Annotated in this window: 10 protein-coding genes and 1 riboswitch; of the genes, 7 read left to right on the top strand and 3 right to left on the bottom strand. The window is 29.0% G+C overall.

Going from position 1 to position 11,465, the window contains the following annotated elements; translation table 11 throughout:
• Window positions 1-97 precede the first annotated feature (97 nt).
• Window positions 98-1,066, bottom strand: coding sequence for a sugar phosphate isomerase/epimerase (locus E6771_RS13635; RefSeq protein ID WP_316091892.1), 969 nt, complete (start codon window positions 1,064-1,066; stop codon window positions 98-100).
• 65 nt (window positions 1,067-1,131) lie between these two features.
• A riboswitch (cobalamin riboswitch) is annotated at window positions 1,132-1,309 on the bottom strand.
• Window positions 1,310-1,468: 159 nt separating this feature from the next.
• Between E6771_RS13635 and E6771_RS13630 the strand changes: the two genes are divergently transcribed.
• The gene (locus E6771_RS13630; RefSeq protein WP_316091891.1) at window positions 1,469-2,962 is read left to right on the top strand and encodes a cobyric acid synthase; all 1,494 of its coding nucleotides are present in this window, start codon (window positions 1,469-1,471) and stop codon (window positions 2,960-2,962) included.
• A gap of 106 nt (window positions 2,963-3,068) precedes the next feature.
• On the opposite strand, the gene E6771_RS13625 is transcribed toward E6771_RS13630, so the two are convergent.
• Entirely contained in the window at window positions 3,069-3,218 is a 150-nt protein-coding gene (locus tag E6771_RS13625; RefSeq protein WP_316091890.1) for a hypothetical protein, read from the bottom strand.
• A 50-nt stretch (window positions 3,219-3,268) separates the two neighbouring features.
• On the opposite strand from E6771_RS13625, the gene E6771_RS13620 reads away from it, so the two are divergent.
• Entirely contained in the window at window positions 3,269-4,747 is a 1,479-nt protein-coding gene (locus tag E6771_RS13620; RefSeq protein ID WP_316091889.1) for a Na+/H+ antiporter NhaC family protein, read from the top strand.
• 20 nt (window positions 4,748-4,767) lie between these two features.
• Window positions 4,768-6,183 carry an argininosuccinate lyase gene (gene argH, locus E6771_RS13615; RefSeq protein WP_316091888.1) on the top strand — a complete coding sequence of 472 codons (1,416 nt, stop codon included), beginning with the start codon at window positions 4,768-4,770 and terminating at the stop codon, window positions 6,181-6,183.
• A gap of 87 nt (window positions 6,184-6,270) precedes the next feature.
• Here argH and E6771_RS13610 read toward each other — a convergent pair whose 3' ends face one another.
• Complete coding sequence (locus E6771_RS13610) at window positions 6,271-6,684, bottom strand: EamA family transporter (RefSeq protein WP_316091887.1); 414 nt, start codon at window positions 6,682-6,684, stop codon at window positions 6,271-6,273.
• Between the two features lie 197 nt (window positions 6,685-6,881).
• On the opposite strand from E6771_RS13610, the gene E6771_RS13605 reads away from it, so the two are divergent.
• From E6771_RS13605 to phnX, 4 genes are read left to right on the top strand one after another with little or no spacing between them, the layout of a single operon-like run.
• Complete coding sequence (locus E6771_RS13605; protein WP_316091886.1) at window positions 6,882-7,913, top strand: putative 2-aminoethylphosphonate ABC transporter substrate-binding protein; 1,032 nt, start codon at window positions 6,882-6,884, stop codon at window positions 7,911-7,913.
• 24 nt (window positions 7,914-7,937) lie between these two features.
• A complete protein-coding gene (locus E6771_RS13600; protein ID WP_316091885.1) occupies window positions 7,938-8,921 on the top strand; it encodes an ABC transporter ATP-binding protein in 984 nt (327 codons plus the stop codon).
• The gene (locus tag E6771_RS13595) at window positions 8,921-10,645 is read left to right on the top strand and encodes a putative 2-aminoethylphosphonate ABC transporter permease subunit (protein WP_316091884.1); all 1,725 of its coding nucleotides are present in this window, start codon (window positions 8,921-8,923) and stop codon (window positions 10,643-10,645) included. Before E6771_RS13600 ends, E6771_RS13595 begins: the two co-directional genes overlap by 1 nt.
• Before the next feature lie 2 nt (window positions 10,646-10,647).
• Window positions 10,648-11,451, top strand: coding sequence for a phosphonoacetaldehyde hydrolase (gene phnX, locus E6771_RS13590; protein WP_316091883.1), 804 nt, complete (start codon window positions 10,648-10,650; stop codon window positions 11,449-11,451).
• The last annotated feature ends 14 nt before the right edge of the window (window positions 11,452-11,465 follow it).

Raw genomic sequence — 11,465 nt, 5'->3', positions numbered from 1 at the left:
TTGTGATACTCTTTTTTAGGATAGAAATTTTCTAAAAGCACTTTTTATACCTTTTCAACTTTTCAGAGCTAGTTTTCATTTTAAATTAACAGATTCTCTATTTAAAATTTAAAGTTTTTAATATTTTATCTTGAGATTTTACTTTATTTTCAAGATCATCATTGTTGTAATATATAAATTCATATACCACCCAATCCAGTGGTAAATTTTCTAATATTTTTACTATTCTTATATCTTCAAAAGGAAGATGTTGATCTATCTGACTTACATGACTATATATATTGTTCAAGGTTTCCTCTCTTTCAATCAACGAATTTTTATGTCTTTCTATAGCATCACTTAAATATTTTCCAGAAAGAGAAAAATTCAAATGAACACCTTTTATATATTTTTTTAATTCCCCTATCTCATCAATATTTTTCTCAATATATTCTATCCCTTCATCCATTGTTCTAAGTTTTGGCTCATTATTCAACATATGTCCTGTATCAAGCATAAATCCAATATTTTTATATTTTATATTATTTAATAAAAACTCTATTTCTTTTTTTGAAGTTAATCTAAGTCCTGGCCACCATAAATTTTCCAAAAGAAGTTTAAATTTATACTTTTTATCTTCAAAGATATCATTCAGCAATGCTACAACATTTTGAAGAACATCTCTATCTGAATATGGAAATTCATATATTAAGCTTCCTTCATCATCTACATAACAGGCATGAAATACAACATATTCCACTTCAAGTTTTTCTGCCGTTTTCAGTTCTTTTTTATAATAATCAATTAATTCCTCTCTGCTATTTCCGCCACACCAATAAAATATTTCCTGTTTCTCTTTAAATTTTTCTCTAAGTATTTCATATTTTCCAAGATAAATATCTAGCCACATAGGAAAAAACCTCATATGATACCCTTCTATTAAATTATTTAAAGAAGCATTATCTTTCTGCAAATCAAATTTGATAAGTTCAAATCCTTTAAAGTTGTACTTATCACAATAATATTTCATCATTTTTTTATTTTCTTCATTAGTAGAAAAATCTGTTATATTAAGTATCTTTCTCATTGAAAACCCTCCAAATAAAAAATCCAATAAAATAGTTTCCCTACCTTATTGGATAAATATATTCTCATATATCTTTCTCTATTGGTAAGTCTCCTGACTCAGATTCACCCTACTTTCACGCCTTCCCAGTTTCCCAGTGGCATATCATGATTTCGTCCTCTATACAGTAGCTTTCGCTGTGTGGGATTTACACCCAACTTCCTTTATTAAGCTCAAATAAGCACCTATTTCTATTTTTTATCAACTTAATAATATAATTTTTTAATATTTTTGTCAATATCTTTAAAGTTACATTCAAATATTAAAAGTTTTGTATCTTATCCATATATTTTTTAGCTGTTGAAATTATACATAAAACTATGATACCATTAAATTGAAAGAAAATATCAATAGAGGTGTATTATGCATAAAAAAATTATGATACAAGGAACTGGTTCATCTGTTGGAAAGAGCATCATTACTGCTGGATTATGTAGAATTTTTGCTCAAGATGGATATAGAGTTTCTCCTTTTAAATCTCAAAATATGGCCCTTAATTCCTTTGTGGATATTGATGGATTGGAAATGGGAAGAGCTCAGGTTGTACAAGCTGAAGCAGCTATGGAACTCCCTAGAGTCTTTATGAATCCAATACTTTTAAAACCTAATTCTGATAATAACTCACAAATTATCATTGAAGGAATTCCTGATACAAATATGAATGCTGCAGATTATTTTTCCAATTCTAGGGAATTGAAACTCATTGCAAAAAGAAATTATGAAATAATAGAAAATAATTTTGATATTGGAGTTCTTGAAGGTGGAGGAAGTTCAGCTGAAATTAATCTTAGAAAATGGGATTTGGTAAATATGGGAATGGCCGAACTTGTAGATGCTCCTGTTATTTTAGTTGGAAATATTGAAACTGGTGGAGTTTTTGCTTCACTTTATGGAACCATTGCCTTACTTGATGAAAATGACAGAAAAAGAATAAAAGGAGTCATCATCAACAAATTTAGAGGCGATTTAGAGCTTTTAAAACCTGGTATAGATATGTTTGAAAAAAAGCTGAAAGATGAAGGAATGGATATTAAAGTTTTAGGTGTAGTTCCTTATAAAAAACTTGATATTGAAGAAGAAGATGTTTTAGCTAAAAAACTGACTACTAATACCAATGAAAAACGAGATATAAATATTAGTGTAATCAGAACTAATAAAATGTCTAATTATACAGATTTTGATGCTTTAAGTCAATATTCAGATGTAGCACTAAATTATATATACAGTCCTGAGCAACTTGGGGAAGAAGATATAATTATTCTACCTGGAAGTAAAAATACTCTTTCTGATCTTGAGTTATTAAAAGCTAATGGTATTTTTGATAAAATAAAAAAATTATATTCTACTGGAACTACAGTAGTAGGTATATGTGGCGGTTTTCAAATGATGGGAAAAGAAATTTTTGACCCACATCATATTGAAAGCGATATAGAAAAAACTGAAGGTTTTGGAATAATGGATACTGTTACTACAATGGATAAAACAAAATATACAAAGCAAGTAGAAAAAACTCTTTCTGAATCCGACTGTGAGCTATTATATGGATGCAATGGACTTCATATAAAAGGCTATGAGATTCATCAGGGAGTTACACATGGAAATGAGAAAAATCTTACTGTTGAAACTGATTATACTGTACTTGCAAAAGATAATGCTTTTGGAACATATATACATGGTATTTTTGATAATAGTAAGTTTACCAGAACGTTTTTAAATAATATCAGAAAGAAAAAAGGATTAAATATGTTGGATGAACTTTTTGAATTTTCTGAATTTAAAGAAAATGAATATAATAAATTAGCTGATTTACTTAGAAATAATTTAGATATAGATGCAATATACAATATTTTAAAATAATTTTTTATTGACATATCTGATTTTTTTTAGTAGTATAACTTAGATAAAAAATAAAACTGGGGGAAATAAAATGTTATTGAGGCATGAAAGGCATGGTATATCTAACTTATAAAATTAATATTCCACTTTCAATGGCTGACTGATTAGATTTCTTTTGGAAAAGATTAAAGATACAATTTTTATCTTTATGAGCATAAAAAAGTTTTTTAGCCAATAGTATATCTATTGGCTTTTTTATTAAAATCAAGCTAGTCATTTATTTGACTGGCTTTTTATATTAAAATTAATTTTAAGGGGGAATTTCTTATGGAAAACTATGGGTTTTTATCTATATTGCCTATTATAATAGCAGTAGCTATGGCAATAAAAACCAAAAATGTAATTTTATCACTTTTCAGCAGTGTCTTTTTAGGGGCTCTTATACTATTAAATTATAATCCTCTTCTCACAACAAAAACACTGATGACAGATTATTTTGTAAAACAGCTGACTGATAGTTATAATGCTGGAGTTATTGTTTTAATGGTGTTTATAGGTGGATTTATTGAACTTATGATGAGATCTGGAGGAGCCTATGCTTTTGCTCAAAGTGTTGGTAAATATATCAATTCAAAAACTAAAGCTCAGCTTTCAGCTTACCTTGCAGGAATAATTATTTTCTTTTCTGATTTAGGAACTCCTTTAATTGTAGGACCAATATTTGCTCCATTTTTCAAGAAATTGAAATTATCTAAGGAAAAACTTGCTTTTATACTTGATACTACTTCATCACCTGTAGCTGTATTAGTTCCTTTTATTGGATGGGGAGTTTTTATTATTGGACTTCTTCAAAAAGAGTTTGAAAATTTAAATTTAAATCTTTCAGACTATGAAAGCTTTGTGAAGTCAATTCCATTTAATACATATCCTCTTCTTGCTCTTACTATTGTTCCTGCTCTAGCTCTTATGAAGCTGGATTTTGGACCTATGAAAAAAGCTGAGGATGATATATTTAACGAAAGAGAGCTTGAAGTTCTTGAAAAAAAAGAGTATATTGTAGAAAATGCTAAACCTATCTATGTATGGCTTCCTATATTAGTTCTTTTAATTACACTATTTTCTATGCTTGGATTTGACTTCATGTTTAAAAGATTTTCTGGAAGTGAATTCAGAGCAGCATTAAGCAGTGGATATCTTTATGCAGCTATTGTTCTTTCTGTTATGATGATTATAAACAAAAGTAAAACTTTTGATGAAATATTTTCAATATACCTAAATGGTATAAATAAAATGACTCAAATAGCAATTATTTTAATACTTGCATGGTCTTTAGGAACTATTAATAAAAATCTTGGTTCTGCAGATTACATTGTTCATTTTATAAAAAGTATAAATCTTAATTCTGGATTTATTCCAATGATAGCTTTTCTTCTTGGATGTATAATATCATTTTCTACTGGAAGTTCTTGGGGAACATACAGTATAATGATTCCTATAGTTATACCTATGGCTGTTGCACTTAATGCTCCTCTATATGTAACTATTGGTTCTATACTGTCTGGAGGGCTCTTTGGAGACCACGTTTCACCTATATCTGATACAACCATATTAGCTTCTGCTGGTTCTGGATGCAGCCATATAGATCATGTTAAAACTCAATTTTATTATGCAGCTATTAATGGAATAATTTCTTTAGGAACTTTTCTTATAGGAGGATTTTTCCAAAGCTACATTGTACTGTTTGTAGCTATCATTTTACAACTTTCAATATTAACAGCAATAAAAATAAAACAGAGAAGCAAATAATTTTTTAAGGAGATGTTAGAATGCAATTTTTTTCTGGAAGATTTAAAGAAAAAGCAAGTCATCTTATTCTTGATTTTCATTCATCAATAAATTTTGATAAGAGACTTTATAAATATGATATTATGGGAAGTATAGCTCATGTTAAAGGGCTGGGAAAGCAGGGAATAATTCCTGTTGCTGATTGTGAGCTTATAGAAAAAACTCTCAGGGAAATACTTACTGATATTGAAGAGGGAAAAATAACTTTTTCTATAGAGTATGAAGATATTCATATGAACATTGAAAAAATCCTTATAGATAGAATAGGAGATGTGGGAAAAAAACTACATACTGGAAGAAGCAGAAATGATCAGGTTGCTTTAGACATGAAATTATTTACAAAAGAAGAAGTAATTAAAGTTCAAGCACAGCTTCTTGATCTGCTTGAAATTATAAATGGAATCGCTAAAGAAAATATATCTACATATATGCCTGGGTTTACTCATCTTCAAAAGGCTCAGCCAGTATCTTTCTCACATTATATCTTAGCCTATGCTGAAATGTTTAGAAGAGATTTTCTCAGACTTAAAAATGCTGCCGCTTTAGCTGATACTTCTCCACTAGGATCTGCTGCTCTGGCAGGAACTACCTATCCTTTAGATAGAAACTTTACAAGTTCTATTCTTGGTTTTTCTTCTCCTACATGGAATAGTATGGATAGTGTTAGTGACAGAGATTATCTTATTGAAATAATGAATGCTTTTGCTCTTATTATGGTACATCTATCTCGTTTCTGTGAAGAAATAATAATCTATAGCTCCAATGATTTTGGTTATATAGAACTAAGTGATTCTTTTTCTACTGGAAGCAGTATTATGCCCCAAAAGAAAAATCCAGATGCAGCTGAACTTATAAGAGGAAAAAGCGGAAGAGTTTTTGGAGATTTAATGGCCCTGCTTACAACTATGAAAGGAATACCCCTTGCATATAATAAAGATATGCAGGAAGATAAAGAAAATTTCTTTGACAGTCTTGATACAGTAAAGGGATGTCTTGCTGTATTCAATGGAATGATTCATACTATGACTATAAAAAAAGAAAGACTTCTTGCAGCAGCAGCTCAGGGATTTATCAATGCAACTGATGTAGCAGATTATCTGACTGAAAAAGGAATGAGCTTCAGAGATGCTTATAAAATAGTTGGAAGCATGGTAGCTTATTGTATTGACAACAATACTACTTTTGAAGAAATCTCAATAAATACTTATAAAGAATTTTCTAAATTATTTGAAAAAGATATTTATGAAATGATATCTATTAAAAATTGTGTGGAAAAACGTTGTACTCTTGGAGGACCTGGAAAAGAAAGTATAGAAGCTCATATAGAATTCTTAGATAAATTTATCAATGAATCTGAAAGTATAGTTGCAGATTATAAGTTAAATAATATATTATAAAATAACAAAGAGGTTGACTGAAAAGCTAAAACAATTTTTAGAAGTTTGAAAATTACACTTTTCTTAATAAGTCAACCTCTTTTTCTATTACAGTATCATAATAAATGTTCCTATTGTTATAAATACCCCACCTAAAATAGTTTTTAATGTAACTGCTTCTTTTAATATTACAAAGGCCATTATCAAAGTAATAACCACACTAAATTTATCTACTGGCACTACTTTTGATGCTTCTCCTATCCGAAGTGCCTTATAATAAAAAAGCCATGAAAACCCTGTTGCCATTCCTGATAAAATTAAAAATATCCAACTTCTCTGCCCTATATTTCCAATTTGATTTTGAGTTCCAGTAAAAAATACCATTCCCCAAGCCATAAATAATACAACTATTGTCCTTATGGCAGTTGCCAGATTTGAATTTATTCCCTCTATTCCTATTTTAGCAAAAATAGATGTAAGTGCTGCAAATATTGCTGACATCAATGCAAATACAAACCACATTTCCTTTCCTCCCATATTAATTTTTCCTGTATTTTTTCATTTTATTACTCAGTATATAAAAAAATCAATAATTTTATGTAAATTTAATGTTAATCTTTCTTTCACTTTTTTTTTACTTTAAATTAAAACTTCATTAACATCCATATTCTAAACTAGAAAAAATATAAAAATACAAATTATACATATGGAGGAAAATAATGAAAAAATTTTTAACTATTCTTTTTGCAGGATTTTTATTAACAAGCTGTCAATCTAAAGAAAACTCTGCTTCCCAAAAAACAAAAGAAATCAATGTCTATACTGCTCTTGAAAATGAACAGATCCCAATGTTTTTAGAAAATTTTAAAAAACACCATCCTGATATCAAAATAAATATAACCCGTGATTCAACAGGTGTTCTTATCACAAAAATTCTGGCTGAAAAAGATAATCCTCAAGCTGATGTAGTCTGGGGAACTGCTGCTACTGGTCTGCTTATGCTGGATAAAGAAAACCTTTTGAAATCTTATTCTCCTAAGGGCTTAGAAAAAGTTGATCCAAAGTTTAAGGATTCTGCAGAAGAACCTGTATGGGTAGGAAATAATGCATGGATGGCAACTTTTGCTGTAAATAAAAATGAGCTTGCCAAACTTGGACTGCCTATTCCTAAAACTTATGAAGATCTTTTAAATCCAGAGTATAAAGGATTAATTTCAATGCCTCATCCTGCTTCCTCAGGTACTGGATTTCTTGCTATAGCTGGATTCATTCAAATAATGGGAGAAGATAAAGCATGGGAATATATGGAGAAACTCCATGAAAATATGGGTGTATATACTCATTCTGGATCAAAACCAGCTAAACAAGCAGCTAATGGAGAATATCCTATTGGTATTTCTTATGATTATCCAAGTGTAAAACTTATGAATGAAGGAAATCCATTTGAAGTAGTTTTTCCAGCTGAAGGTTCTGGATGGGATTCAGAAGCTAATGCCCTTATTAATAAAAAAGATATAAAAGAAGAATCTAAAATATTTCTTGATTGGGCTATTTCAGAAGAAATGATGAAATTATATGGTACTCAATATGCTATCACAAGCATTAATATCAATAATCCAATCCCTAATGGTTACCCAACTGATCCAGTAAGTCATCTTGTAAAGAATGATTTCAAATGGCTTGCAGAAAATAAAAATACAATTTTAGATAAATGGAGTGAAAAATTTGGAGCAAAAGCTGAACAAAAATAAGGATATCCTTATTCTGGAGGAAATATGAGCTACTTAGAAATAAAAAATGTAAATAAATATTATGGAAAATTCCATGCTTTAAAGAATATAAATCTTTCTATAAAAAAAGGAGAATTTATTTCATTTCTTGGTCCCAGCGGTTGTGGAAAAACAACTTTATTAAGAGTTATTTCAGGCTTGGAAGAACTTAATTCTGGAAGTATCTTTCTAAAAGATAAAGATATATCTATACTTCATCCATCCAAAAGAAATTTTTCTATTGTTTTTCAATCTTATGCTCTTTTCCCTAATATGACAACTTGGGAAAACATAGCTTATGGATTGAAAAACAAAAAAATGCCTAAAGAATTAATAGAAAAAAAAGTGAAAAGTGTTTTGGAAATGGTAGGCTTATTTTCCATAAGTAATAAATATCCTAATGAAATGAGTGGTGGACAGCAACAGAGAGTAGCTCTTGCCAGAGCAGTTGCTCTTGAACCAGATATTCTTTTATTAGATGAACCACTATCAGCATTAGATGCAAAAGTAAGAGAAAAACTGAGAAATGATATAAAAAAGCTACAAAAAAAACTTGATCTCACTACTATCATGGTAACTCATGATCAGGAAGAGGCTCTATCTATGTCAGATAAAATAATGGTTATGAAAGATGGGAAAATAATGCAATGGGGAAGTCCAAGGGAAATATATGAAAAACCTAATTCATCTTTTACTGCTGATTTCATAGGTAAAATAAATTTTCTGGAAAATGGTAAAGCTATTCGCCCAGAACATATAAAAATAGTATCAGATGTATTGAATAATAAAAGTAAATTTATAATGAGAGAGATTGAAAGCTGGGAATATCTTGGATCTTCATATAGACTTTTCTTTAAAAACAGAGATAAAACATTAAAAGTTGAAGTTCCATGTAATTTTATCAATGAAGAAACTCTTAAACAGGGAAATAAATTTTTTCTTGAATTTGATGAGAACTTTTATCTCAGCTTTAAAGATGAGGTATCATAGTGGAAAAAACTAAAGATGAAATAATCAGAGAAATATTTACATGGTTTATTCTTGCTTTTTTAATAGTTGTCATAGTTTTTCCTTTAGGACTTTTATTTATAAAATCTTTTGAAAATAACTCTGGAGAATTTATTGGATTTAATAATTTTAAAGAATATTTTTCTAATAAAAATCTTCTCATTTCTTTAAAAAATACTTTTACTATTTCAATAACATCAAGCATAATCTCTCTCTTATTAGCTTTTATTTATGCTTATGGTGTACAAAGAACTACAATCAGATTCAAAAATATATTCAAATATATAGCTCTTATGCCCCTCTTTGCTCCTACAATGATGCATGGAATATCCCTTGTCTATCTCTTTGGAAGAAAGGGAGCTGTTACTACTGGCTTTTTCGAGAAAATACCGCAGCTTGCTTTTGATATTGATCTCTATGGTGCCACAGGAATAATAATAGCTGAAGTCCTATATATTTTTCCGCAAATATTTTTAGTATTAAATATTGCTCTTTCCACAACTGATTATAGGCTTTATGAAGCTGCTGATATGCTGGGAACAAGTAATTTTAGAAAATTCTTTACTATCACTCTGCCAAATATGAAATATGGAATGATATCTTCTTTTATTATTGCATTTATTCTTTCATTTACAGATTTTGGTGCCCCAAAAGTAGTTGGTGGAAACTTTAGTGTTCTTGCTACAGATGTATATATAAAAGTAGTTGGTCAGAATAATATGGCAATGGGAGCAGTGGTCAGTATTATACTTCTTATTCCATCTGTAATAGCTTTCTTTATTGATCAGAAAATACAGAAAAAACAAGGAGTTGTTCTCAATGCTAAATCTATTCCTTATAAAGCTAAAAAAGATAAAATACGAGATAGTTTTTTCTATATTTACACTATACTGATTTGTTTTTTTATACTCTCAATTTTTGTTACTATATTTGTTTCAGCTTTTTCAAAATTATGGCCTTATGATCTTAGCTTTAGTTTAAATAATTTTAAATTTTATGACTATAATGGCGGAATTGAAATATTCCTTAAAAATTCACTTATTTTGGCAGTTCTTTCAGGAATATTTGGAACTTTCATGACATTTATGAGTGCCTATCTAATTGAGAAAAAAGAAAAAAAGACATTGAAAGATAGAGTTATCTACTTTCTTTCTCTTGTTCCCTTAGCTCTTCCTGGAATGGTAATAGGTATTTCATTTATATTTTTTTTCAATAAAAGTTATTTCACAATACCTTTTTTAAATATAAATATAATAAATCCTTTTAACTCTATATATAAAACCATCTGGATAATGGTATTAGCTAATGTCATTCACTTTTATTCAATATCTTTTTTAACAGCTAATACAGCTTTAAAAAAACTGGACAGAGAATTTGAAAGAGTTTCTCTTTCTATGGGAATACCTTGGTATAAAACATTTTCCAATGTAACTTTCCCAATGTGCATAGATTCAATATTAGAAATTTTCTTCTATTATTTTGTAAATTCTATGGTTACTATTTCAGCACTTGTATTTCTTTATACCTCAAGTTTGAATCTGCTTTCCATAGCTGTAATCAATTTAGATGATACTGGAGAAATAGCAAAAGCTTCTGCTATGTCAATAGTAATACTTTTAACCAATGTAATAATTAAAATAATATATCAGATAATTTTAAAAATCTTACAAAAAAGAAAAAATAAATTAAAAAGGGAGAATATTTAATCATGAAAAAAATAAATTTAGTAATTTTTGATTGGGCTGGCACAACTGTTGACTATGGATGCTTTGCACCTGTACAGGTTTTCCTTGAAATATTTAAAGAAAAAGGAATAGAGGTAACTCTTGAAGAAGCAAGAGGTCCTATGGGAATGTTAAAAATAGATCATATCAAAGCTATGCTGTCAATTGATAGAATAACTGCTCTATGGAAAAATAAATATAACAGAGAATGGAATGATAGTGATATCAATGAATTATATAAAAATTTTGAAAATAAACTTTTTAAAATCCTTGCTGATTATACTGAACCTGTTCCAAATTGTATATCTACAATAAATACTTTAAGAGACAGAGGATTAAAAATAGGTTCTACTACAGGTTATACTCAGGAAATGATGGATATTATTATCCCTGGTGCTGAAAGTAAAGGATATAAACCTAATTATTATACAACTCCTAATGCTGTTCCTGCTGGAAGACCTGCTCCATATATGATATATCAAAATATGCTTGTTCTTGAAGAGGAAGATACAGATTGTGTTATAAAAATCGGAGATACTATTTCAGATATTAAAGAAGGAAGAAATGCAAAAGTGTGGACTGTTGGGATATTGAAGGGAAGCAGTGAATTAGGTTTATCCCTAGAAGAAGTTAATTCTCTTTCAAAAAATGAACTAAAAGAAAAAATGGAGAAAACTGCTTCAAAAATGCTTTCTGCTGGAGCTCATTTTGTTGCAGAAGATATCTCAAAAATTCCCTTAATAATAGATATCATTAATAATAAATTGATAAATGGTGAGAGAGCCTAAAATAGACAACATGG

This window comes from Fusobacterium sp., from assembly GCF_032477075.1.
Classification (GTDB): domain Bacteria; phylum Fusobacteriota; class Fusobacteriia; order Fusobacteriales; family Fusobacteriaceae; genus Fusobacterium_A.
Note: the sequence above shows the minus strand (reverse complement) of the source record. Positions and strands in the feature narration are given on the sequence as shown.

Excerpts from the sequence above, each read along its gene's own strand:
- E6771_RS13635 (WP_316091892.1), bottom strand. The coding sequence starts at position 1,066 with ATGAGAAAGATACTTAATATAACAGATTTTTCTACTAATGAAGAAAAT.
- E6771_RS13630 (WP_316091891.1), top strand. The coding sequence starts at position 1,469 with ATGCATAAAAAAATTATGATACAAGGAACTGGTTCATCTGTTGGAAAG.
- E6771_RS13625 (WP_316091890.1), bottom strand. The coding sequence starts at position 3,218 with ATGACTAGCTTGATTTTAATAAAAAAGCCAATAGATATACTATTGGCT.
- E6771_RS13620 (WP_316091889.1), top strand. The coding sequence starts at position 3,269 with ATGGAAAACTATGGGTTTTTATCTATATTGCCTATTATAATAGCAGTA.
- argH (WP_316091888.1), top strand. The coding sequence starts at position 4,768 with ATGCAATTTTTTTCTGGAAGATTTAAAGAAAAAGCAAGTCATCTTATT.
- E6771_RS13610 (WP_316091887.1), bottom strand. The coding sequence starts at position 6,684 with ATGTGGTTTGTATTTGCATTGATGTCAGCAATATTTGCAGCACTTACA.
- E6771_RS13605 (WP_316091886.1), top strand. The coding sequence starts at position 6,882 with ATGAAAAAATTTTTAACTATTCTTTTTGCAGGATTTTTATTAACAAGC.
- E6771_RS13600 (WP_316091885.1), top strand. The coding sequence starts at position 7,938 with ATGAGCTACTTAGAAATAAAAAATGTAAATAAATATTATGGAAAATTC.
- phnX (WP_316091883.1), top strand. The coding sequence starts at position 10,648 with ATGAAAAAAATAAATTTAGTAATTTTTGATTGGGCTGGCACAACTGTT.